Below are 23943 nucleotides of genomic sequence, written 5' to 3' on the forward strand. Positions count from 1 at the left end.
TTTCATGCACGACACCGGGCCATCGCTCTATGAAGTCCTGTTCCAGAACTTTTCCGGCGAGCTGGAGCTTCATCAGGTCGACGAGGCAGATCAACTGGTGCTTTCCGTTCTCGATAACCTGCAGCGTGTCCTCAACAGCCGGGCAGGTGCTCTGGCGCATTTGCCGGGGTACGGACTACCGGACATGGGCATGGTACTGCAGGGGCTGGCCGGTGCCGCCCACGGCCTCACCGGTGCGATGACTGCGACGCTGCTGGCCTACGAGCCAAGGCTTGCGCAGTTGCAGATCGAACTGGCACCGCAGTCCTGTCCGGGGCATCTGGAGTACGTGCTCCATGCCTGTCTCAAGGCAGGGGACAGGGTGACGTTCGGCACCACCCTGGGGGCGGAGGGCCGCATTCTGCTTCGTCATTTGAAACGCCAGGATTACCTGCAGTCGCCCTGAGCCCCGGCGAGGAGAACCCTGATGACGGCATTGATCGAGATGGAAGCCGACGTGGCAGAAGATCCACGGCACCTTGAAGCCTTCAAGGCGTTGCGCGAGGAACTGGGCAAGCTTGGCCATCCGGCCTGCCCGGATGTGGACTGGGACAGGGTCGAGGTGCTTTGCACCCGTCTGTTTCAGAGCAACGGTGCGGACCTGTACTCGATGGTGGCTTGCGTTCTGGCGCGCAGCCATCGCCATGGCCTGCATGGCATGGTGCAAGGGTTGGAATTGATAGAGTCGCTGCTCTCCCACTGGCCGCGGCTCTGGCCCGCGGCCGACGCGGCGAAGGCAGGGATGCTCGATTGGATGTTTCTGCAGTTGCCGCCGCTACTGCGGGGTTGGTCGGAGAATTCCGTCAGCGCATCGCTGTGGTTGCAGTTGCAGGCTCGGCTTGAGCGGATGCAGCAGGTTCTCGCACACCTGCAAGTGCCGTCGCGTTCACTGCAGGCACTGCTGAAGCTGCTCGAGGGGCTGCAGCTCAGAACACAGGATGCCCAGCCATTACCGAACGCAGACGCCCCGCGGATCAGGCACACGACGCCGCAGCGGCTGATGCCGTTGGTGATCATGCCGCCGCCCGAAGCACCGCCGCTGCTCCCGGCCGAGCCGCCACCACCCGGGCGTCGCCGTTTTGCGTTGATCGGAGCAGGACTGGTGCTGCTGGTCGGACTGCTGGTCTGGAGCGTCTGGTCCCATGGGCGGGCCGAGCGTGCTGTCGCCCTGCCTGCTCCCGGGCCGGTAAACCTGAGCAGTCCGGTTCTGTTCGATGTCGGTAGCGCACAGATCAGGCCGGATGCATTGGCGGGGCTGGTCAAGGCATTCGTGGAGATCGAAGCGCGGCCCGGATGGCTGATCGTGATCGCCGGACATGCCGATAGCACTGGCGAAGCGCAGCAGAATCGCCAGTTGTCACAGGCCCGGGCCATCGCCGTGCGGGACTGGATCCAGCGCATTGGCAAGCTTCCCGACAGTTGTTTCGTCGTGCAGGGCGTCGCCGACAGTCAGCCAGTGGCGAGTAACGCCCAGGTGTCCGGGCGCACCGCCAACCGCAGAGTGGATATCCGCCTCCTGCCGCAACCCCATGGCTGTGATCAGGACGCCTCGGGCTAGACCTGCCCGGCGCGCGATCAGCCGATCACATACTGCAACACCACCTCCAGCGGATGACGCAGTTGTTTGTCTGCCATGCGCTTGACCTGGCTGCGGCATGAGTAGCCGGTGGCCAGCGGCTCGCCGTCCTTGTCCAGCTTGCCGGCCCAGGACTGCTCGAAGATAGTTTTCGAGGTGTCCTGATTGCGGGCTTCGTGGCCGTAGGTGCCGGACATGCCGCAGCAGCCGGTGGCCTCGGTCACCAGTTTCAGGCCCAGGCGCGAGAACACCTGCTCCCACTGTCTGGTGCTGGCCGGTACGTTGGTTTTTTCAGTGCAGTGGGCCATCAGGCGGAAGCTGGCGGCTTTGCCACCGACTTGCTCGGGCAGTACGTCCATCAGCCATTCCTGTGGCAACAGCACCTTCGGGCAACCGTCCAGGCCCGGGACTTTCTGGTATTCCTGGCGGTAGACCAGGGTCATCGCCGGGTCCAGTCCCACCAGCGGCACACCGCACTCGGCCAGGGCCTTGAGCTGCGTGCCGTTGCGGATCGCCGCTTTGGCGAAGGCGCCGAGGAAGCCTTGTACGTGCAGCGGTTTGCCGTTGGCGCTGTAAGGCGCAAGGAATACCTTGTGACCGAGCCGATGGGCCAGGTCGATGAAGGCGGCCAGCAGCGGCGTCTCGAAGTAGCGGGTGAAGGCGTCCTGGACCAGCACGATGCTGCGCTCGCGCTGGGCCGGGGTCAGTTCGCGCAGGGCTGGAACGCTGGCTGCGCGCACGTTGCAGCGGCTCAGGGTGGCCTGGAAGTTGAAGCGGCTGATCAGCGGGCTGTCGACCATGCCGATCTGCTCCGCCAGCAGCCTGCTCACCCACTTCGAACCCATCACGGCGTTGTACAGCCCTGGCGCGTGGGCCAGGTACGGAATGGTGAATTCCAGCGAACCGATCAGGTAGTCCCGCAGCGGGCGCTGGTAGCGGCCGTGGTACAGCTCGAGGAAGCGCGAGCGGAAGTCCGGGACGTTGACCTTGATCGGGCACTGTCCGGCGCACGACTTGCACGCCAGGCAGCCGGCCATGGCGTCGTACACCTCATGGGAGAAGTCGGCCTGGCCCTGTTGCTTGTTTCGCACGTTGCGCAGGCGCTGCGGCAGGCCCTTGAGCCACGACGCCGGCTGTTGCGCGGCGGCCAGCACGTCGATGTTCGCCGCACCCTGCAGGCGCAGCCATTCGCGGATCAGCGAGGCGCGGCCCTTGGGTGAATGCTGGCGCTCGCGGGTGGCTTTCCACGACGGGCACATGGCGTCGTCGGGGTCGAAGTTGTAGCAGGCGCCGTTGCCGTTGCAATGCACCGCGCTGGCGTAGCTCTGCCAGACCCGCTCGTCGATCTGCCGGTCGTGCTCGCCGCGCAGCGGCGCCTCGTTGACCTTGATCAGGCCTTCCGCACTGCCTGGCGGGGTGCAGATCTTGCCGGGGTTGAGCTGGTTGTGCGGGTCGAAGGCGCCCTTGAGGCGTTGCAGCGACGGGTACAGCTCGCCGAAGTAGGCCGGTACGTATTCCGAGCGCAGGCCCTTGCCGTGCTCGCCCCAGAGCAGGCCGCCGTAGCGCTGGGTCAGTGCCGCCACCGCGTCGGAGATCGGCTTGACCAGCGCGGCCTGGGCCGGGTCTTTCATGTCCAGCGCCGGGCGTACGTGCAACACGCCGGCATCGACGTGGCCGAACATGCCGTAGGTCAGCCCGTAGCCGTCGAGCAGGGCGCGGAACTCGGCGATGTAGTCGGCCAGTTGCTCAGGCGGTACGGCGGTGTCTTCCACGAAAGGCTGCGGACGCACTTCGCCTTCGACGTTGCCCAGCAGGCCCACCGAGCGCTTGCGCATGGTGTAGACCCGGGTCACTGCCGCCGAGCCTTCGGCCAGGGTGTGGCCGAGGCGCTCGACGCTGGTGTCGGCTTGCAGGTGCTCGATGAAGGCCGCGACCCGGGCGTTGACCTCGTCGGGCTGATCGCCGCAGAACTCCACCAGGTTGATGCCGAGGGTGGGTTTCTCCGGATCGGCAGGGAAGTATTCGGCGACGCTGTGCCAGACGATGTCCTGCATCGCCAGCATCAGCACGCGGGAGTCCACCGTCTCGATGGACAGCGGTTTGTGTGCCATCAGCGCGTTGGCGTCGCGCAGGGCGTCCATGAAGCTGGTGTAGCGGACGTTGACCAGCACCGCGTATTTCGGGATCGGCAGCACATTGAGCTTGGCCTCGACCACGTAGCCCAGCGAGCCTTCGGCGCCGCACAGCACACTGTTGAGGTTGAAGCGACCGTCGTCCTCGCGCAGGTGGGCGAGGTCGTAGCCGGTCAGGCAGCGGTTGAGTTTGGGGAAGGTGCTTTCGATCAGTTCGGCCTGGGTTTCCTGGATGTCGCGGGCCATGCGATAGACCTCGCCGACCCGGCCGGGCAGGGCGCAGGCGGCGTCCAGGGCGGCGGCGTCGATCGGCAGGCTGTGCAGGCGCTCGCCGCCCAGCAGCACGCTGTGCAGCTCCAGTACGTGGTCGCGGGTCTTGCCGTAGGTGCAACTGCCCTGGCCGCTGGCGTCGGTGTTGATCATGCCGCCGACGGTGGCGCGGTTGGAGGTGGACAGCTCGGGGGCGAAGAACAGGCCGTGGGGCTTGAGCGCGGCGTTGAGCTGGTCCTTGACCACGCCCGCCTGGACCCGCACCCAGCGTTCCTCGACGTTGATTTCGAGGATGGTGTTCATGTGCCGCGACAGGTCGACGACGATACCGTCGGTCAGCGACTGGCCGTTGGTGCCGGTGCCGCCGCCGCGCGGGGTCAGCTTGATCTGGCGAAAGCGCGGCTCGGCCATCAGCGTGGCGACCCGCGCCACGTCGTCGGCATCCAGCGGGAACACCGCCGCCTGGGGCAGGCGCTGGTAGATGGAGTTGTCGGTGGCGAGCACGGTGCGGGTGCCGTAATCGGTGCTGAACTGGCCGCGGAAACCGGCGTCACGCAGGGCATCGAGGAAGGCGGTGTAGTCGGTGGCAGGCGCGCTCACCGGCAGTTGGGCGATCATCACGGGATGGCCTCTTTTATCTTGGGCTAATCATTTATTCCTGACGTGAATGTATGGTCACTCATCGCCGGGTAGTGGATGATGCCAATCATTCCTGAGTCCCGCGCCGGGCACAAACGGATAATGGCGCAGCCTTTGATGAGTTTTATGAATGAATTACCGCAACCTGACCCCGTCGATGTCGCTGCTGCTGGCCTTCGAGGCCGCCGCCCGGCATGAAAGCTATACCCGCGCCGCCGTGGAGCTGTCCCTGACCCAGAGCGCGGTCAGTCGCCAGGTGCAGGCCCTGGAGCAGCAACTGGGGGTGATCCTGTTCCGCCGCGAAGGCCGCACCGTCAAGCTCACCGAGGTAGGCCGGGTGTACCAGCGCGAGATCAGCGAGGCCCTCGGGCGTATCCGCAGCGCCACCCTGCACGCCATCGCCCACCAGGCCGGCGGCGGCAACCTGCGCCTGGCCACGCTGCCTACCTTCGGCTCGAAATGGCTGCTGCCGCGCCTGCATGAGTTCTACCGCCGCCATCCGGAAGTGCTGGTACACATCAACTCGCGGATCGAGCCGGTGGACTTCGCCACCAGCGGCATCGATGCGGCCATCGTGGTCGCCAGCGGCGAGCAGCCGGGGCTGGTCAGTCACCTGCTGCATGCCGAGGAACTGGTGGTGATCCTGTCGCCGGCCCTGGCCGCCTCCCGCCCGCGCTGGACAACGGAGGACATCAGCCAGCAGGTGCTGCTCAACGTCGCCAACAACCCCCACGCCTGGGGCGACTGGTTCACCCATCACGGCCTGGCCCACCAGGCCATGCGCCTGGGGCCCAGCTTCGAGTTGACCTCGCACCTGATCCAGGCGGTCCGGGCAGATATCGGCATCGGCCTGGTGCCGCGGATCCTCATTACCGATGAACTGGCCGAAGGCAAACTGGTGAGCCCGGTGCTGCCCTATGCCAGCACCCGCAGCTATTACCTGGTGTATCCCGCGCGCAACCAGTCGCTGCCGGCACTGGAGGCGTTTCGCGCCTGGTTGCTGGAGGAGCCGGACATGCGGCCGTAAGGTTGTGGAATACCTTCCAGGGCCAGGCTCGGTGCCTGGTCCCCTCGTGGGAGCGGCTTCAGCCGCGATTGGGCGCGCAGCGGCCACAAAGCCTGTGCCCCGGGTGTGTCAGGCTGATCGGGAACTCAGGGTCTACGACGGCTGCGCCGCCGTTCGCGACGGTTCGGCGCCCCGACAAGCTCGCTCCACCGTTCTGCGCGACAGCGCGGCGCCAGGGCGACGGACAGCTTCAGCCCGTCTGGACTTGCCCGTCGTCCAGCGCCCGTCGCACCTTGTCCAGCAACTCGCCGATCTGGAACGGCTTGAACAGCATGTCCATCCCCGGCGCAAGGAACGCCTGGCGGTTGACCGCATTCTGGGCGTAACCGGTCATGAACAGGATTGGCAACTCCGGGCGCCAGCCCCGCGCCACATCCGCCAGTTCGCGACCGCTCATGCGCGGCAGGCCGACGTCGGTCAGCAGCAGGTCGATGGAAGGGTCCTTCTGTAGCCGCTCCAGCGCAAGCTCGATGCTTTCCACCGCCGTACAGCGATAGCCGGCGTCCAAAAGCACTTCGCTGACGAACATGCGTACCGCCGCCATGTCCTCGACGATCAGCAGGTGCTCGCCGTGACCCTGGGGGTTGACCGTGCCCGGCAGGGTGATCGGCACGCCGGGTGCGCTGCTGGCGGGCAGGGTGAGGGTCACTTCGGTGCCACGTCTGATCGCGCTGTGGATCCGCGCGTCGCCGCCGGACTGGCGGGCGAAACCATAGATGGTCGATAGCCCCAGGCCGGTGCCCTGGCCCAGTGGCTTGGTGGTGAAGAACGGTTCGAACACCTTGTCGATCACACTGTGGTCGATGCCGATACCGTCGTCGCGAACCGACAGGGCCACGTAGTCGCCCTCCGCCAGTTTCGGATTGCCCTGGCCTGTGCCGGTCTGGGTGGTGATCCAGATGGTGCCGCCGTGGGGCAGGGCGTCGCGGGCGTTGATCACCAGGTTGAGCACCGCGCTTTCCAGCTGCACCGGGTCGACCAGGGCCGTGGCTGGCTGGTCGGTCAGTTCCAGTTTCAGGGCGATGCGTTCCCCGACGGTGCGGATGATCAGTTCTTCCAGCGAGCGCACATGCTCATTGACGTCCACCGGCCGGGTGTCCAGCGGTTGCTGGCGGGCGAACGCGAGCAGGCGATGGGTCAGGGAAGCGGCGCTGGTGGCCGAGCTCAAGGCGGCGTCGGCATACACCTGGACCTTCCCCGAAGGATGCCCGGCCACCTGTTTGCGGATCAGTTCGAGGCTGGTGATGATCCCGGTCAGCAGGTTGTTGAAGTCATGGGCGATACCGCCGGTAAGCTTGCCCAGGGCGTCCATCTTCTGTACCTGCAGCAACTGCGCCTCGGTACGCGCACGCTCGGCGACTTCCCTGGCCAGCTGGGTATTGGCGCTATCCAGTTTGGCCTGGTGCGAACGCTCGCGATGGCGGTGTTCGGTGACGTCCTCGACGAACACCAGGCTCGACCCCGGGGTGCGATAGGGCGAGATCTGCCATTCGGTCTCGCGCAGCTCGCCACGCACGCGCATGTTCAGCTTGCCTTTCCAGCGACCGCCGTCGGCCAGGCGCAGGCGCAGTTCGCCCAGGATCGCTGGCTCGTTGTCGTCGAGGCAGTCGCGCAGCGCTTGCGGATCGGGCTCGTCAGGCAGCAGCCGGGCGAACGCCGGGTTGCATTCATGCAGCGTCAGGTTGGCGTCGAGCACGGCAATCGGCGCCGAGACGTTGGTGAACATCTCGCGAAAGCGCGCCTCGGAGTCACGCAGGGCGTGTTCGGTGTCGCGCACCCGCAGCAGGGTGCGCAGGGTCGCCAGCAGTACGTCCGGGTCCACCGGGTGAATCAGGTAGGCGTCGGCGCCGGCGTCGAGGCCGGTAATGATGTCGCCGGTCTGGATCGACGCGGCGGAGACATGGATCACCGGCAACAGGGCGGTGTCGGGATGAGCGCGCAACTGACGGACGATATCGAAGCCGCTCATGTCAGGCAGGTTGACATCGAGGATGAGGGCGTCGATGCGTGACTGCGCGATCAGGGCCAGCCCTTCGCCGCCGGTGCCCGCCTCCAGCACCTTGTAGCCATGACGATCCAGGCGCCGGCTCAGGGCGTAGCGGGTGGCGACGTTGTCGTCGACGATCAGCAACTGGGTATCAGGTTTCATCGACGGGCTCCGTGGCAACGGCCAGAGGGATGATGACGTAGAAGGTCGAGCCGGTCCCGGGCTCGCTGCGCACCCCGACTTCACCGCCAAGCAGCGCCGCGAAGCGCTTGCACAGCGACAGGCCCAGGCCGGTGCCGCGCAGCCGTTTCTGCAGGGGCGAGTCGACCTGGGAGAAGTCTTCGAACAACGCGCCGTGCAGCTCTGGCGCGATGCCGATACCGGTATCGGTGACCGCGAAGCGCACGCGGTCGGTGCCCTCCAGGCGGGCTGACACCCGCACTTCGCCGCTGGTGGTGAACTTCAGCGAGTTGGAAATGAAGTTGCGCAGAATCTGCGCCAGCTTCTTGTCATCGGTATACAGCCGCGGCAGGCCGGCCGGCTCCTCGAAGATCAGGGCCACCTCGCTGGTGACGATCGGCCGGAACATGCCGCGCAGGGCGGCGAACAGGTCGAGCATGTCGAACCAGCCAGGCGAGACGGTAATGCGTCCGGCCTCGATCTTGGCCAGGTCCAGCAGGTCGTCGACCATGTCGCTCAGCTCGCGGGTGGCATTGCTGACGAAGGCCACCTGCTTGTGCTGCTCGGGGCTGAGGGGGCCGTCCAGCTCGTCGGCCAGCAGGCTGGTGATGCTCAGGATCGAGCCCAGTGGCGTGCGGAACTCGTGGCTCATGTAGGACAGGAAGCGGCTTTTCAGGTCCGAGGCCTGGCGCAGCTGTTCGGCCTGGGTATCCAGCTCCGAGTACAGTGCCAGCACGCCCTGGTTGGTCTCGTCGAGTTCGGCGCGCAGCGCATCGGCTTCGCCTTGCAGGCGGTCGAAGAGTGCGCGTTGCTCGGGGCTGAGGTTGGACAGATCGGTCATTGCACGGCCTCCAGCGCGATCGCCAGCACGGTCACATCGTCCCGGCCGCGGCAGTAGTCGCGGTGCAGGACGGTGGCGATCACCGCCGGGTGGCGATGGATCAGTCCGGGGTAGTCGTTGAGATTCCAGCGTGACTGCAAACCGTCGCTGTACAGGATCAGCAGGCTGCCGCTCACCGGAGCATAGTCGAAGGCCTGGGCCTTTCGGTATTGGGCGCCGACGATCCCCGGGTGGGAGGTCAGGCCGCGGGCTTTCTCGGGGGTGATCAGGCTGGCGCCGATATTGCCGATGCCTGCGAAACGCAGGCTGTCGCGGTAGCCGTCGAACTGGGCGATGCCCACGGCGCCGCCGCGGCTGCCTCTCATCGCCTGGTGCATGTCGTCGAGAATCAGGTCCGGCGCTTCGAAAGCTTGCGCGGCGAAGGTGGCGCGGCCGAGCAGCGCCGCCTCTTCGGCCTCGACGCCGTGGCCGAGGCCGTCCACCACCAGTGCGCTGAAATGACCGTTGGCGAGGGCCAGGTACCAACTGTCGCCGCAATGCGCATCGTTGTGCAGGGCGTGCTGGCTGATGCCGTAGCGCACGTCGGGGTCGCGGTCTTCCTTGCGGTAGAGGCGCGCCAGCAGCACGGTGCCGCGTTCGTCGCTGTACAGGTCGAACACCTCGGCTTGCCGTGCCACGGCGCCAAGGCCGATGCCCTGGGTGCCGCCAGTGGAATAGCCGTCGGCCAGGCAGGCCTCGCGCTCGAAGCCGCCGGCGCGGTCCACCGCCAGCACTTCGAAGCCAGGCTGGCCGGCGCGTGGCAGGGTGCGCAGGTGCAATTCGCCGCGGCTGGCATGCTTGAGCAGGTTGCTGCCCAGTTCCGTCACTACCAGCCCGATCCGACCGATGTCGGTTTCGCTGAACCCGTGCATCTGCGCCAGGGTTTGTGCGGTACGCCGGGCGTGGCCGACCTGGGAGCTGTCTTCTATCGCCAGCACGCAGGTCGGCGATCCATCAATTTTCAGGTCCATCGGGTAATCGTCACGCAGGTGCCCTCGCCGGGCGCGGTTTGCAGGTCGAATTCGTCTACCAGGCGCTTGGCCCCGGTCAGGCCGAGGCCAAGGCCGCCGCCTGAGGTCCAGCCGTCGGTCATTGCCAGGCGGATGTCGGCGATGCCCGGGCCGTTGTCGCGGAAGCTCAGGCGCAGGCCGACACGGCCAATGTCCTCCAGCACTTGCCACTCCATGTCGCCGCCACCGCCGTAGACCACGGTGTTGCGCGCCAGCTCGCTGACCGCCGTGACCAGCTTGGTCTGGTCGATCAGACGCATGCCACACTCGGTAGCCAGCTTGCGCGCGGTCTGCCGGGCCAGGACCACGTCCTGTTCCAGGCGGACCGGTTGGGTACCGCTGCTGAGCAGGTTCATGAATGCGCTACCTGGTCGCGGAGTTTCTGCATGCCGCGCTCGACGTTCAGTGCGGTCATGACGCCGGGCAGGTTCATACCCAGCTCCACCAGGGTGATGGCCACCGAGGGCTGCATGCCTACCAGCACGGTCTGTGCGTCCATGATCCGTGACAGGCCGGAAATGGTGCCGATCATCCGGCCAATGAAGGAGTCGACCATGTCCAGCGCGGAAATATCGATCAGCACACCCTTGGCGGAGGTGCGACTGATGCGCTCGGACAGATCGTCCTGAAGGGTGCGGGCCAGCTGGTCATGCATGTCGACCTGAATGGTCACCAGCAGGAATTCGCCCATCTGCAGAATCGGAATACGGTCCATGGCTTCAGACCGCTTTGACGATCGAGGTGCCCAGGCGCGACAGCGCCAGTTTCAGGGCGTCGGCGAGGTTGGCCTTGGTCGTCACGCCTTGCAGGTCGAGGCCCAGGTGCACGATGGTCTGGGCGATCTGCGGGCGCACGCCGCTGATGATGCAGTCGGCCCCCATCAGGCGGATGGCCGTGACGGTCTTGAGCAGGTGCTGGGCTACCAGGGTATCGACGGTCGGCACACCGGTGATGTCGATGATGGCGATTTCGGCGCCGGTATCGACGATGCGTTGCAGCAGCGACTCCATCACCACCTGGGTACGTTGCGAGTCGAGGGTGCCGATCATCGGCAGGGCCAGCACGCCGTCCCACAGCTTGACCACCGGCGTGGACAGTTCCAGCAGTTCTTCCTGCTGGCGCTTGATCACCGCTTCGCGGGATTTCTGGTAGGTGCGGATGGTGTGCATGCCCAGAGAGTCGAGCAACTCGGAAACCACCCACAGCTGTTCGGCCAGTTGTGCGGGCTTCTTGCCGAACTGCTTTTGCAGGAGGGCGAACAGCGGGCCTTTGAGGGCGAAGATGAAATTGGCAGTCTGGTGCGAATCGTGACCGAGCAGGGCACGGCTGTGGGAGAGCTTTTCGAGGAACTGGCGGACATTGTCCCAGCCGGCGGTGCCGATGTTTTCGCCTGTCTGGGTTTCCAGGCCTGCGATCAGCAACTGCAGGAATTCGTTGGTTTGTTGTTGCAGGTCCTGTTCCTTGAGGTTGCGGGTCGCGCCGCTGTCCTGAAGGTCGCGGATCCATTCGCCGAGCAGTTGGGTACGGTGTGCCTGGATCGCTTCGAGCGTGCTGGTGCTGAGTGCTGCCATTTCTGTCGTTGCTCCTGAGAATGGGGCCGGTTTCGTAAGTCCGGCCTGCTGACAGTATCACTGCCCGCAGAAAATTATTTGGCGCATTGCCAGTATGGGCGGGGAATGAGAATCCGATCTTTGGGTTTGGCAAATGGTTCCGTGGGGGAGTGTGGGGATTTTCTGGTCGGGAAGTCCTGATCCATGCCGCTGTTCCGGGGCCTGCGGCTGCTTGGGGCTGCCGACGCTGCCAGCGTTCATGGAACACAACATGGTTATTTGTTTTGGCTGGACCTGTGGGAGCGAGCTTGTCGGGGGTGTCAGTCGCGGATCCGCCCGGCCCGGACCGTCAACGGCCAGGTAATCAGCCGCCGGCTCGCCGGATCGCCCCATTCTTCGCTCAGCATTTCCGCCAGCGCATCCACGGGATTGACGCCAAGCGCCTTGTGCGCGGCTTTCACCGCCGACCAGGTGTTCAGGTAGCCAATCAGTTGCGCCAGGTTCCAGTGCATTTCGATGACCTGGGGTGGTACGTCGATTTCGGCAAACGGGAAGGGCAGGTCGCGGTAGCCGCTTTCCACATGGCGGCGCTCGGGCGGCCAGAAGCCGGCGATGGTGTCGTGGTAGAAGTGCTGCAGATGACGGTCAGCCCCACCTTGCAGATGCAGCACGCCGTAGGTGATCAGGGCGATGGCTGCCTGGGGCCGGGCGATGCGCCGGGCCTCGTCGTAGAATTTGTCCAGGTCCAGCCAGTGGGCAGCCTGGGCCACGGTGATCAGGTCGACGCTGGCATCGGCCAGGCCGCTGTCCTCGGCCGGGGCGGTGCGGTAGACCACGCCCTCGCGGGGTTCGGCGGCGGCGATCTGTGCGGCACTGGCGTCGGTGGCGATCACTTCGTCGAAGCGCTCGGCCAGCAGCACCGACAGTTGCCCGGTGCCACAGCCGCAATCCAGGGCACGGCCGGTGCCGGCGCTGATGCTGGTCAGCTCGTCGATCAGTTCCAGCGGATAGCCCGGTCGGTAGGCCGCGTAACCGGCCGAGCCGCTGGAAAAGTGATCCTTGAACATGCTGCTTGTCATGAAACCGGCCTCTGTATTTCTTTTTGGTTCGCTGATCCTAGCGCCGCGGCGCAAGCCTTCACCATTCGACCTTTTTCTGCCCCTGGCCGGCGGAACCTTCAGTGCGTCGTTTCGACCAGGGACACCAGCGTCAGCCAGGGCCCGAGGCGGCGGATGCGCAGCGGTACCTGTTGTGCCAGCGTTGTGAGGGCGGCGTTGCTGTCGTCGGTGGGCAGGGTGGCCGTTACCCGCTGCCGCGCCAGCACCGTTCGGTCGAACAGCAGCAGGCCCGGATGGTGGCGGGCCAGGCGCTCCAGCACTTCCGCCAGCGGCTGGTCGATCGCCAGCAACTGGTGGTGGGTCCAGGCCCGTTGCAGCGCGACGGCGTCCAGCGGGTGCACGGGGCCGGCACCGTCGGCGCTGAGGCGAACCTGCTGGCCGCTGTCCAGGTTCAGGTCGGGCCCGATGCGGCTGCTGCCGCTGAGCTGGCTGACCAGGGTGGTGTCGTCCAGACGCTCCACCAGTAACCGGGCATCCCGGGTCTCGATGCGGCCCTGCGGGGTGGTGATGGCCAGCGGGGTCGCGGCGGCCTGCAGCAGGATTTGTCCGGTCAGCAGGCGAATGCGGTGCTGATCGTCGTCGAACTGCAGGGCAACCGTAGTGCCGGCATCCAGGTCGAGCAGGCTGCCGTCATCGAGGCGTTCGCCCAGGCGCTGGCCGGTTTCGGTGCGCAGGTCGGCGATGACGAAGTCCTGCTGCCAGTAGGGCAGGCCCAGCAGCGCCGAAGCGGCGATCAGCGCGCACAGACCCATGACGACGGTGATGCGGTTGTAGGTTGAGCGTGACATGGCGGCTCGGGGTTGTCGGCGATGGGACAACCCTAGCGCATCGGGCTGATGCGCGCCCTACAGGCGACGGATGTGCTTGACCAGCAACTTCTCCAGTTGCTCCCACAATGCCGGGTCGGTGCTGAATGCCACGTTGAAGCGCATCCAGCCGGTGGCCTGGGAATCGACCATGAACAACTGGCCGGGGCCGAGCATGATGCCCTGGTCGAGGGCATCGTCCAGCAGCGCGGCGCTGTCGGGAATGGCCGGGTGACGGGTCCAGATGTACATGCCTTCGTCCGATTCGATGAAGCGCTCGAAGCCCAGCCGTGCCAGTTGCCGGCCGACTTCCTGATGCGCTTCGGCCAGGCGCTGGCGCAGACGCTTGAGGTGCTTGCGCCAGCGCCCGTCGGTGATGGCGGCGTAGACCACCCGTTCCATCACCTGCGAGGTGGTCAGCCCGGAGCGCATCTTCAATTGCAGCAACTGCTGCATCAGCTCCGGGTTGGCCAGCATGTAGCCGACCCGCACGTTGGGCGAGATGCTCTTGGAGTAGCTGCCGACATAGACCACCTGCTGCAGATGGTCGAGGCTGGTCAGGCAGGGCAGCGGCTCTTCGATCATGTCGGCGTAGAGGTTGTTTTCCACCAGGCGGAAACCGTGCTGGGTGGCCAGTTGCAGCAGGCGGTGCAGTTGGACCAGCGGCGTGCGCGAGCAGGTCGGGCTGTGCAGGTGCGGCTGGGTGAAGAAGACCGTTGGCTGGTGGTGATCAAGCAGCCGTTGCAAGTGCTCCAGGTCGTAGCCGTTCGGCGTGCGTGGCACGCCGAGCAGGGTGGCGCCCTGGAAGCGCAGGATGCTCATCAGGTTGGGGTAGCCGGGATCGTCCACCAGCACCACGTCGCCGGGCTTGACCAGGGTCCGCACCGCCAGGTCCAGGGCCTGGCTGGCGCCGTGGGTGAGCATCAGCTGGTTGGGCGGCACGACGATGCGCAGGTCCTGCTGCAGGTTCTGTGCGGTGAGGGCGCGCAACTCGGCAAGGCCCATCGGGTCGCCATAGCCGCTCAGCTCCATCACGCTGCTGGCGACCTGGCGCAGGCCGCGGCGCAGGCCGTCTTCGTACATCCAGTCGTTCGGCAGCCAGCCGCAGCCGGGCTTGAACGCCAGTTGCCGGCTTTCGAAAATCTGCTGCAGGTACCACTCGGAATTGAACGCCGGCTTGGCCAGGTCAGGTTCGCTGGCCTGCGGGTCAAGCAGTTCGCCGGCCGCCCGGTTGACGAAGAACCCGGCGGTGCCACGACTGACCAGCAGCCCCTGGGCCACCAGGCGGTCGTAGGCTTCCACCACGGTGAAGGTGCTGACCGAATACTTCGCGGCGAAGGCGCGGATCGACGGGACCTTGGCGCCGGGCTTGAGGGTCTGGTTCTCGATCGCCTCGCGCAGTCCGTCGATGATCTGGTTGACCAGCGGGTGCGAGGCGTCGGGATGGAGTTCGAACATGGGAAAACTATGCCTTCGGGTGAGCGTGTCGCCGGCCGCGCCTGCGCTGTATTGCATTGGCGGCCTGTACAGTGCAGTGACAATCAGTGGGCACTGTGCATGGCTCTTGAGGCCGGACATTTTTACATTAGGTACCAGTTACCGCTAGATCAAAGCCGTGAAGCTTCATGAACAACCGTTCGTCGCACCATGAATTCCCGACGCAGGGCAGCGCCCTTGCGTTTCACCCGCTGATGCCGCCACCCGTCAGGGCCGGTCATCGCGTCTTTGCAGCACCTTTCAGGCCCAGCGGACGAGCCTGAGTACGACAGAAAATCTGTCCAGCATGTAGCCGTTCGTCGGCCCGGACAGCGTCGTGCACGTCAAATCAGAGCAGCTGATGCAAAAGGGGCGCGACTCCATGTCACGCCCCCGTCGAGTTTCCTTGGATAAAAAGAACACGGGGTAGACCAACTGATGGACGCAACATCCACAACGACTTCGGCAGCGAAGTCGGAGCACGAGAGCAAGCTGGCGGCTTCGCTCAAATCGCGTCACCTGACCATGATGTCGATCGCCGGCGTGATCGGCGGTGCACTCTTCGTCGGTTCCGGCAGCGTGATCCACAGCGCCGGCCCGGCTGCGGTACTGGCCTACCTGGCCGGCGGCATCCTGGTGGTGCTGATCATGCGCATGCTCGGTGAAATGGCGACTTCCTCGCCGGATACCGGCTCGTTCTCCACCTACGCCGAGCGCGCCATCGGCCGCTGGGCCGGTTTCACCATCGGCTGGCTGTACTGGGGCTACTGGGTGATCCTGATGGCCTGGGAAGCCTACGTCGCCGGCAAGATTCTCCATGGCTGGTTCCCCTCGGTGAGCATCAACAGCTTCGTGCTGATCGCCACCCTGGCGCTGATCTGCGTGAACTTCTTCAACGTCAAGCACTACGGCGAGTTCGAGTTCTGGTTCGCCCTCATCAAGGTGGTGGCCATCGTCTGCTTCCTGGTGGTGTGCACGGCGGCGGTGATGAACCTGTGGCCTACCGGTGAAGTCAGCGGCATGGCCAACCTCACGGCCCATGGCGGCTTCATGCCCAACGGTATCGAGTCGGTGGTGGTGGCCATGCTGGGGGCGATGTTCGCCTTCCTCGGCGCGGAAATCGTCACCATCGCCGCCTCCGAGTCGAAAGACCCGGCCGGCCAGATCGTCAAGGCCACCAACTCGGTGGTGTGGCGCGTCTGCCTGTTCTACATCGGCTCGATCTTCCTGATCGTCTGCCTGGTACCGTGGAATGACCCGCTGATGGGCACCTCCGGCTACGGTTCGTACCGCCGTACCCTGGAAATGCTGGGCATTCCGGGTGCCGAGTTCGTGATGAACTTCGTCGTTCTGACCTCGGTCAGCAGCTGCCTGATCTCGGCCCACTACACCGCGTCGCGCATGCTGTTCTCCCTGTCGACCCGTGGCGATGCGCCGAAGATCTTCAAACTGACCCGTGCCGGTACTGGCGTACCGGTGTTCGCCATCATCGGCTCCTGCGCCGTGGCGGTGATCTGCGCGCTGATCAACTTCAACGAAGCCCTGCGTCCGAAAGACGTGCTGGACACCCTGATGAACACCACGGGCATGATTGCCATGCTGGTGTACCTGGTGATCGCCTGCTCGCAACTGAAGATGCGCCGCAAGCTGGAAGCCGAGGGCAAGCAGATCCGTCTGAAGATGTGGCTGTTCCCGTGGCTGACTTACCTGAGCATCATCTTTATCGTCGGCTGCCTGATTACCATGGCGTTCGTCGAGGAGTATCAGGTGCTGGTGGTGTCCACCGGTGTCGCGGCGGCGGTCGTGGCGCTGATGGGGATGGTGGTGCACTATCGGGCGCTGAAGAAGGCGGCTTGATGCACCTGCGACACTACCCGTGAAAAAGCCGGCGTCCTTGGGGTGCCGGCTTTTTCGTTTGTGCCGTGGAAGCGCTAGCTTGCCGGTGGCATCGAACGCTGGCCCTTGTTGAGGCGCCGTGTCGTTAATAGGACTGGAGATTGTTGCCCGGCAACCAGGCACGGCAATAGACAAGATTGGACGCCGTCACCCCGTTTTCCTTGAGGGACTTGTTCTTGTCGAGCGCGGGAGCGGCGTTGGCCATGTCTTTTTTGCCGATGACATGCCATGGCAAGCCGAGCGCTCGGTACTGCGCACCGGTTTTTTCCAGATACGACTCGCGGCCTGGGCCGAGCGCTTCATAACTCAACCCGACGACGCACTCGCCAAAAGTAGCGCTCGTTTTTCGGTAGAACGGGTATTTGCTGGAGGCTGTAGTGCTTCCGCTTGCCAGCGCGTCAACGCAGGCCTGGAGGAGGGCGGACGCCAGCGTGTCTGGCGTTGCGTAGAACTGCATGCGTTCGGCGGCGAACCTGCTGTTGTCGATATGCGCCGTCCCCAGCCCCTCCAACAGAATGAGTACCGTCACCTTTATGACTTTGGTGTCTTCGACCGGCGCATCCAGCTTTTCCACGGGCAAGGGGTATTTGTCCAGCGGGCGGAAAACCGTCCGTTCCCCCAGGCAATAGATGTGGTGACCATTGGCATTTCTCTGCGTAAAGAACAGCACGGGCATTCCGTCCATGCCTCGGTAGTCAGGGGAAAAGTCGTAGTTTTCGTTGTAGCTCAGGCTCTCGACACCACCTGCCTTGTGAGCCAGGTTGATGTTCTGGTCGAAGTCTGCATGGCCGACCAGGTGGTGCTTTCCATGGCTTTTGATAACGCCGAACGGGCCTTTGGAATAATTGAACACGCCATACTGGTACGTTTCGCTCATTGTGCACCTCGATGCCCTGTGGGTCACGGGACGATGACGATGGGACGTGGGTGAGTCTATTGGCTTTTTTTCAACGGCACACCTGACAGAAATATCAGGTAGCCCCCGCGGACGGGGGCTGGAGTGGGCGCTTACCAGAGCGCCAGGGTGTAGTCGATATTCACCCGCAGCTCATTGTCATCCCTGAACGACGCCGCCGAAGCGAAGTCATTGCGATACCAGGCATGGCGCAAACGCAGCGCGACGTTCTTCAGCGGCCCGCTCTGCACCACATACGACAGCTCGATGTCCTTCTCGCTCTCGTTCAGTCCCGAGCCGCCGAGTGCCGTCGGTAGCTCGATATGGCTGCCGTCCAGGTAGCGCAGCATGCCTTTGAGCCCCGGCACGCCCATGACCGCGAAGTCGTAGTCGTAACGCACCTGCCAGGTACGCTGTTTCGGGTTGAGGAATTCGCTGCTCAGGGCACCTTCGCTGACCACCATCGGCTCGGAACCGGCGATGTAGGGCATGGAGGTGTCGCCGTCCAGCTGCATCCAGCCCAGCCCCAGGCTGTGACCGGCCTGGCTGTAGGTGGCCATGATGCCGAAGGTGCGGTTGTCCACTTCGCCGGCCCGGGCGGCGCCGTCCTCGCGGCTGATGTGGTAGCGCACATCGGTTTTCAGGCGGCCGCCGCCCAGGGCGCGGTTGTCGACGAAGCCGACGTAGTCCTGTTTGTAGATGTCCTCCAGTTCGGCGTGGTAGTACTTCAGGGTCAGCGGCTCGGACCATTGGTAATCGCCGCCGATGTAGTAGAAGGCATCGGACTGCGCCGCGCCGTTGAAGCGGCGGTTGGGCGCGGCGATGCTGATTTTCTGGTCGTTGGTGGAGTCGCGCTGGTTCATCCGGTCGAGGCGACCGGCAGTGAAGGTCAGGCTGTCGATGTCCTGGGACTTCAGGTTCACCCCGCGGAAGGTCTGCGGCAGCAACCGGGTCGGGCTGGCGAACAGGATCGGCAGGATCGGCATCAGGGTGCCGGCCTGCAGTTCGGTCTTCGACACCTTGAGCTTGCCGGTCAGGCCCAGTTCCGAATAGTCATCGCGGGGATGGCGGTCGGTGCTGTCGAATGGCAGCAGGCCGGTGCCGGTGCGGTCCGGGCTGGAATCCAGTTTCAGGCCCAGCAGGCCCTGGGCATCAAGGCCGAAGCCCACTGGCCCTTCGGTGTAGCCGGAGCTGAAGCGCAGGATGAAGCCCTGGGCCCATTCGCGGGTGGCCGATTGCGCCGAGGTGCCTTTGTAGTCGCGGTCGAAGTAGTAGTTGCGGGCCGTGATGCTGGCCTTGCTGTCTTCGAAGAAGCCCTGGGCGTGCAGCACCGGGCTGAGGGCGCAGAGGGAGCCGAGGGCGATGGCGGTGTTGAGTCGGTTCATGGTGTGGCCTTTCTTATTGTTGTTCTGACGGTTCATTCAGGGGCGTGCAGCAGGACCCATTGCTGGTCCTGCACGGTGACCAGGGCGCGGGCGCGCTGGTCGTGGCCGAAGTGGTCGGTGGCGCTGAGGTTGTAGACGCCATGGGTGCCGGCGACGTCCCTGGTCTTCTCCAGTTGGTCGCGCAGGCTCTGGCGGAACTCGGCACTGCCGGGCTGGGCGGTTTTCAGGGCTTCGGGGACAGCGGCCTCGACCAGGCGCATGGCGTCGTACAGGTAGGCGCCGAACGGCGACAGGCTGCCGGCGCCGTACTGTGCTTCGTAGCGCTGGGCGTAGTCGCTGGCCACGGCCTTGGATGGATGGGTTTCGGGCAGTTTGTCCCAGACCACCACCGGGCCCACCGGCAGGATGGCGCCGTTCAGGGCCTTGTCGCCGATGCGCAGGAACGCCGAGTTGGCCGCGCCGTGGGTGTGGTAGATCGTGCCCTTGTAACCGAGCCGGCGCAGTTCGGTGTGGGGCAGGGCGGCCGGGGTGCCGGTGGCGCCGATCAGCACTGCGTCGGGTTTGCTGCTCATGACCTTCAGGGCCTGACCGCTGACCGAGGAGTCGGTGCGGTTGAAGCGCTCGTCGCGCACCAGCTTGATGCCCGCGGCTGGCGCCAGTTCGCTGAGGACCTTGTGCCAGTCCTCGCCCCAGACGTCGTTGTAGCCGATGTAGGCGAGGGTCTTCACCCCGGCTTCCTTCATGTGCTCGATCAGCGCTTCGGCCATCAGGGCGTTGGTCTGGGCGATGGTGAAGATCCACTGCTGTTCGCCGCTGGCCGGCGTGTAGGGCGCCAGGGCGATCTGGGCGGTGTGGCTTTCCTTGGCGATCTGCGCCACGGCTGCCGAGGTCGGCACGGTGGTGGAGCCGATCAGCAGGTCGACCTGGCTTTCGCTCACCAGCTTGCGCGCATTCTTGGCTGCGGCGGTGCTGTCGCTGCCGTCGTCGAGTACCAAGTATTTCACCGCCTGGCCGGCGATTTCCTTGGGCAGCAGGGCCACCGTGTTGCGTTCCGGAATGCCCAGCGAGGCGCCGGGACCGGTGGTGGAGAGAACCACGCCGACGGTGACGTCGGCTTGTGCGGCAGCCGACAGGGCGGCCACCAGCAGCAAGGGAAGGAAGGGTTTCATGGAAGCTCCTGAGTATTGTTGTTATGGCGTTGAGCAAGCAGGTACAGCGGGCGCTAGGTGCCGGTAGCGCGGTCGGCCTCCGTGGCGGGGGAAGGGGACTTGCGGCCCAGGTAGCTCTCGACCACCCGGGGGTTCTGCGCGAGGTCGGCGGCGTCGCCCTGCAGGACGATGTCGCCGACTTCCAGCACGTAGCCGTAGTCGGAAATCTTCAGTGCGGCGCGGGCGTTCTGTTCCACCAGCAGGATGGAAACGCCGCGCTCGCGCAGGGTCTTGAAGATCTCGAAGATCTCGCCGATGACCCGCGGCGCCAGGCCCAGGCTCGGCTCGTCGAGCATCAGCAGGCGCGGCCGGGCCATCAGCGCGCGGCCGATGGCGAGCATCTGCCGTTCGCCGCCGGACAGGGTGCAGGCGGCCTGGTCGCGGCGTTCATGCATGCGCGGGAACAGGGCGAAGACTTCGTCGAGGGTCTGCTGGTGGTCGCGGTGGCCCTGGCGATGGCGGCTGAAGGCGCCCAGGCGCAGGTTGTCCTCGACGCTCATCAGGCCGAACAGCTCGCGGCTTTCCGGCACCAGCGCCATGCCCTTGTCGATGCGCTGGGCCACGCTGTGGTGGGGCAGCAGCGGCGCGCCCGCGTAGCTGACGTCGCCGGTGGACGGCAACAGGCCGATCAGCGCCGCCATCAGGGTGGTCTTGCCGGCGCCGTTGGGGCCGATCAGGCTGACGATCTGGCCTTCGTCCAGGTGCAGGTCGAGGTTGCGTACCGCTTCGACCTTGCCGTGGTTGATCGACAGGTTGCGTACATCCAGCAGGCGGCTCATTCCACACCTCCGAGGTAGGCGGCCAGGACCGCGGGGTTTTCCTGGATTTGCAGCGGGGTGCCGTTCGCCAGGCGCTGGCCGAACTCCATCACCACGATCTGGTCGGCCAGGCCCATGACGAAGTCCATGTCGTGCTCCACCAACAGCACGCCCAGGCCTTCGCTGCGCAGTTGTTCGAGCAGGTGCGCCAGGGCCTGCTTCTCGCCGTAGCGCAGCCCGGCGGCGGGTTCGTCGAGCAGCAGCAGGATCGGGTCGCTGCACAGCGCCCGGGCGATTTCGACGATGCGTTGCTGGCCCAGCGCAAGGCTGCCGGCCGGGGTGTGCATGAATTCGCCGAGGCCGACCCGCTCGATCTGCCGCGCCGCCTCGGCCAGCAGGCTGGCTTCCTCGGCGCGCTCCAGATGCAGCATCGAGCGCAGCAGCCCGGCGCTGCCGCGCATGTGGGCACCGAGGGCAACGTTTTCCAGCACGCTCATCTCCGGCAGCAGGCGCACATGCTGGAAGGTTCGGCTGACACCCAGGCGGGCGATGGCGCGGGGTGCAAGGCCGTCGATGCGCCGGCCGAGGAAGCTGATCTGCCCGGCGTTGGGCGCCAGGACCCCGGAGAGCAGGTTGAACAGGGTGGACTTGCCAGCACCGTTAGGGCCGATCAGCGCGGTGACTTCGCCGCTGTTGATCGCAAGGCCCATGTCCTTGTTGGCCACCAGGCCGCCAAAGCGCTTGACCAGCCCTTCGGCCACCAGCAGCGGCTGGCCGTGAGCGGGCAGGCTACGCCGGGGCAGGGCGGCGGCACTGGCGGGTACCGGCGTGTGTCGGCGGACGCTCGGCAGTACCGCCTGCACCAGCGGCAGCAGCCCGCCACGGGCGTACTGCAGGACGAGGATGATCAGCACGCCGAAGAAGATCATTTCGAAGTTGCCGGCCTGGCCGAACAGGTGCGGCAGCACGTCCTGCAGCACTTGCTTGAGCAGGGTCAGCAAGGCCGCGCCGAGCAGTGCGCCCCACAGGCTGGCGACACCGCCGAGAACGATCATGAACAGGTACTCGATGCCCATCACCACCGAGAACGGCGTTGGATTGACCACCCGTTGCAGGTGGGCGTACAGCCAGCCCGACAGCGCTGCCAGCAGCGCGGCGATAAGGAACACCTGCAGGCGACTGCGGCCGGTGGGGATGCCCATGGCTTCGGCCATGCCCGCAGCGTCCTTGAGGGTACGGATGGCGCGGCCCTGGCGGCTGTCCAGCAGGTTGTGCAGCAGCCACAGGCTGGCGACCAGGATCAGCCCGAGCAGCGGGCTGAAGTCGGCGGCGTTGCCGATACGCCAGCCGAACACCTCGATGGCCGGCAGGTCCTGGATGCCGCCGAAACCGCCGAGGCCCGGCAGGTTGCCGAACAGGTAGAACAGCGCCAGGCCCCAGGCCAGGGTGCCGATCGGCAGGTAATGGCCGGCCAGGCGCAGGGTCAGCAGGCCGAGGCAGGTAGCTACCGCCAGGGTGATCGCCAGCCCGGCCAGCAGCCCCAGCCAGGGCGACAGGCCGTACTCGGTGCTCAGCACCGCAGTGGCGTAGGCGCCGATGCCGACGAACGCGGCCTGGCCGAAGGAGGTCATGCCGCCGATGCCGGTAAGCAGCACCAGCCCCAGGGCGACCAGGCTGTACAGGCCGACGTAGTTGAGCAGGGTGACATGGAACGGCGGCAGCACTGCCGGCGCGGCGCACATCGCTACCAGCAGCAGGAGCAAGGGAAGCAGGCGACGGCTCATCAGTGGTCCTCCAGGTGAGGGTGTTTCAGCGACAGCCACAGCAGCACCGGGATCACCAGGGTGAACACGATGACTTCCTTGAAGGCCGAGGCGCCGAAGTTGGCGAAGCTCTCCAGCACGCCGACGAAGAACGCGCTGCAGGCGGCGATGGGGTAGCTGGCGAGGCCGCCGAAGATCGCGGCGACGAAGCCCTTGAGGCTGATGAGGAAGCCCGAGTCGTAATACAGCGTGGTCAGTGGGCCGATCAGCACCCCGGACACCGCACCGATGAAGGCCGCCAGGCCAAAGGCGCTTTGCCCCGCCAGTTGCGTGGGAATGCCCACCAGTTGCGCGCCGTTGCGGTTCAGTGCGGTGGCGCGCAGGGCCTTGCCGTACAGGCTGTGGCCGAAGAAGGCATAGAGCAGGCCGATCAGCGCCAGGGCGCAGGCGATCACCAGCAGGCTCTGCAGGCTGACCGGCAGCTCGCCGAGCAGCAGCGTGGCCTCGGCCAGGGCCTGGGTGCGTACGCCTTCGGCGCCGAACATCCACAGGCTGATGCCCACCAGCGCGATGTGCACCGCCACCGAAATGATCAACAGCATCAGCACCGAGGTTTCCGCCACGCGCTGGTAGACCAGGCGATAGAGCAGCGGGCCCAGCGGTGTGACCAGTGCCAGGGTGACGAGGATCTGCAGCACGCCCGGCAGGGCGCTCAGGTCCAGTGAGCCGAGCACCAGCCACAGCAGGGCTGGCAGGCTCAGGTAGCGCAGCGCCAGGCCCGGCAGCCGGCGGTAGTGGCCGTGACGCAGGGCGAGCGCCGCGTCCAGCCCGCAGGCCAGCAGCGACAGGCCGATCAGCAGCCACAGGGTGCCGGGCAGCAGGCCCAATTGCAGGGTCGCCAGGGTCAGGGCGCTGTAGGTCACGAAATCACCCTGGAACACCAGGATGGTGCGGGTCACCGAGAACACCAGGACCAGGGCCAGGGCCACCAGCGCATAAATCGCGCCCGTGGTCAGGCCGTCCTGGCCGAGAAACGCCAGTATCGAGAGATCCATGAGCAAGCCTCAGCGAGTGATGGGGCAGGAAAGGCCGGGCCGCGCGGACGGGCTGTCGGTCAGGTCGAGGGGAGGCGGTGTATCGGCGGGGCGGCCGGTGCGCGCATGCGAGAACATAGTGAGATACCCAACTGTATTTTTATTGTCTTAGGGTCCAGCCCCGGTGTGGGCTGTGGGCGACCTTATTTGAATACACATGCGAATGTGTATGTATAGACTAGCGGGTCACCGAGGAGGTTTGTCAATAGGGGAAG

20 protein-coding genes are annotated in these 23943 nt (G+C 65.5%); 4 read left to right on the forward strand and 16 right to left on the reverse strand.

Annotated elements, in window-relative coordinates:
- Positions 1-4: 4 nt before the first annotated feature.
- The gene (gene tssE / locus AC05QJ_RS14675; RefSeq protein ID WP_476747543.1) at positions 5-445 is read left to right on the forward strand and encodes a type VI secretion system baseplate subunit TssE; all 441 of its coding nucleotides are present in this window, start codon (positions 5-7) and stop codon (positions 443-445) included.
- 21 nt (positions 446-466) lie between these two features.
- A complete protein-coding gene (locus AC05QJ_RS14680) occupies positions 467-1597 on the forward strand; it encodes an OmpA family protein (RefSeq protein ID WP_476747544.1) in 1131 nt (376 codons plus the stop codon).
- Between the two features lie 17 nt (positions 1598-1614).
- Here AC05QJ_RS14680 and ydiJ read toward each other — a convergent pair whose 3' ends face one another.
- Positions 1615-4635, reverse strand: a complete 3021-nt coding sequence (gene ydiJ, locus AC05QJ_RS14685) for a D-2-hydroxyglutarate dehydrogenase YdiJ (protein WP_476747946.1) — start codon at positions 4633-4635, stop codon at positions 1615-1617.
- A 151-nt stretch (positions 4636-4786) separates the two neighbouring features.
- Between ydiJ and AC05QJ_RS14690 the strand changes: the two genes are divergently transcribed.
- Positions 4787-5683 (forward strand): LysR substrate-binding domain-containing protein, encoded by an 897-nt coding sequence (locus AC05QJ_RS14690; RefSeq protein ID WP_476747545.1) that lies wholly within the window; start codon positions 4787-4789, stop codon positions 5681-5683.
- A 229-nt stretch (positions 5684-5912) separates the two neighbouring features.
- Here AC05QJ_RS14690 and AC05QJ_RS14695 read toward each other — a convergent pair whose 3' ends face one another.
- From AC05QJ_RS14695 to AC05QJ_RS14735, 9 genes are all read right to left on the reverse strand, one after another.
- Positions 5913-7871, reverse strand: a complete 1959-nt coding sequence (locus tag AC05QJ_RS14695) for a response regulator (protein WP_476747546.1) — start codon at positions 7869-7871, stop codon at positions 5913-5915.
- Positions 7861-8730 carry a sensor histidine kinase gene (locus AC05QJ_RS14700; RefSeq protein WP_476747547.1) on the reverse strand — a complete coding sequence of 290 codons (870 nt, stop codon included), beginning with the start codon at positions 8728-8730 and terminating at the stop codon, positions 7861-7863. The genes AC05QJ_RS14695 and AC05QJ_RS14700 overlap by 11 nt, the downstream gene beginning before the upstream one ends.
- Positions 8727-9740, reverse strand: coding sequence for an ATP-binding protein (locus tag AC05QJ_RS14705; RefSeq protein ID WP_476747548.1), 1014 nt, complete (start codon positions 9738-9740; stop codon positions 8727-8729). Before AC05QJ_RS14705 ends, AC05QJ_RS14700 begins: the two co-directional genes overlap by 4 nt.
- Positions 9731-10135 (reverse strand): anti-sigma regulatory factor, encoded by a 405-nt coding sequence (locus AC05QJ_RS14710; protein WP_476747549.1) that lies wholly within the window; start codon positions 10133-10135, stop codon positions 9731-9733. The genes AC05QJ_RS14705 and AC05QJ_RS14710 overlap by 10 nt, the downstream gene beginning before the upstream one ends.
- Entirely contained in the window at positions 10132-10494 is a 363-nt protein-coding gene (locus AC05QJ_RS14715) for an STAS domain-containing protein (protein ID WP_476747550.1), read from the reverse strand. Before AC05QJ_RS14715 ends, AC05QJ_RS14710 begins: the two co-directional genes overlap by 4 nt.
- A gap of 4 nt (positions 10495-10498) precedes the next feature.
- Positions 10499-11350, reverse strand: coding sequence for an STAS domain-containing protein (locus AC05QJ_RS14720; RefSeq protein WP_476747551.1), 852 nt, complete (start codon positions 11348-11350; stop codon positions 10499-10501).
- A gap of 299 nt (positions 11351-11649) precedes the next feature.
- Positions 11650-12408, reverse strand: coding sequence for a class I SAM-dependent methyltransferase (locus tag AC05QJ_RS14725; RefSeq protein ID WP_476747552.1), 759 nt, complete (start codon positions 12406-12408; stop codon positions 11650-11652).
- Positions 12409-12506: 98 nt separating this feature from the next.
- Positions 12507-13235, reverse strand: a complete 729-nt coding sequence (locus AC05QJ_RS14730) for a FecR family protein (RefSeq protein WP_476747553.1) — start codon at positions 13233-13235, stop codon at positions 12507-12509.
- A gap of 57 nt (positions 13236-13292) precedes the next feature.
- A complete protein-coding gene (locus AC05QJ_RS14735; RefSeq protein ID WP_476747554.1) occupies positions 13293-14711 on the reverse strand; it encodes an aminotransferase-like domain-containing protein in 1419 nt (472 codons plus the stop codon).
- Positions 14712-15167: 456 nt separating this feature from the next.
- On the opposite strand from AC05QJ_RS14735, the gene AC05QJ_RS14740 reads away from it, so the two are divergent.
- Positions 15168-16586 (forward strand): amino acid permease, encoded by a 1419-nt coding sequence (locus tag AC05QJ_RS14740; RefSeq protein ID WP_476747555.1) that lies wholly within the window; start codon positions 15168-15170, stop codon positions 16584-16586.
- A gap of 124 nt (positions 16587-16710) precedes the next feature.
- Here AC05QJ_RS14740 and AC05QJ_RS14745 read toward each other — a convergent pair whose 3' ends face one another.
- The 6 genes from AC05QJ_RS14745 to AC05QJ_RS14770 all read right to left on the reverse strand — a co-directional run bounded on the left by AC05QJ_RS14745 (position 16711) and on the right by AC05QJ_RS14770 (position 23689).
- Positions 16711-17502 (reverse strand): hypothetical protein, encoded by a 792-nt coding sequence (locus AC05QJ_RS14745; RefSeq protein ID WP_476747556.1) that lies wholly within the window; start codon positions 17500-17502, stop codon positions 16711-16713.
- Between the two features lie 131 nt (positions 17503-17633).
- Positions 17634-18905, reverse strand: coding sequence for an OprD family porin (locus AC05QJ_RS14750; protein WP_476747557.1), 1272 nt, complete (start codon positions 18903-18905; stop codon positions 17634-17636).
- Positions 18906-18937: 32 nt separating this feature from the next.
- Positions 18938-20074 carry an ABC transporter substrate-binding protein gene (locus tag AC05QJ_RS14755; RefSeq protein WP_476747558.1) on the reverse strand — a complete coding sequence of 379 codons (1137 nt, stop codon included), beginning with the start codon at positions 20072-20074 and terminating at the stop codon, positions 18938-18940.
- Positions 20075-20127: 53 nt separating this feature from the next.
- Positions 20128-20892: an ABC transporter ATP-binding protein gene (locus AC05QJ_RS14760; RefSeq protein WP_476747559.1), complete on the reverse strand. Its 765-nt coding sequence runs from the start codon at positions 20890-20892 to the stop codon at positions 20128-20130.
- Positions 20889-22655: a branched-chain amino acid ABC transporter ATP-binding protein/permease gene (locus AC05QJ_RS14765; protein ID WP_476747560.1), complete on the reverse strand. Its 1767-nt coding sequence runs from the start codon at positions 22653-22655 to the stop codon at positions 20889-20891. The genes AC05QJ_RS14760 and AC05QJ_RS14765 overlap by 4 nt, the downstream gene beginning before the upstream one ends.
- The gene (locus AC05QJ_RS14770; RefSeq protein WP_476747561.1) at positions 22655-23689 is read right to left on the reverse strand and encodes a branched-chain amino acid ABC transporter permease; all 1035 of its coding nucleotides are present in this window, start codon (positions 23687-23689) and stop codon (positions 22655-22657) included. Before AC05QJ_RS14770 ends, AC05QJ_RS14765 begins: the two co-directional genes overlap by 1 nt.
- Between the last annotated feature and the right edge of the window lie 254 nt (positions 23690-23943).

Source organism: Pseudomonas sp. TUM25319, from assembly GCF_056388475.1.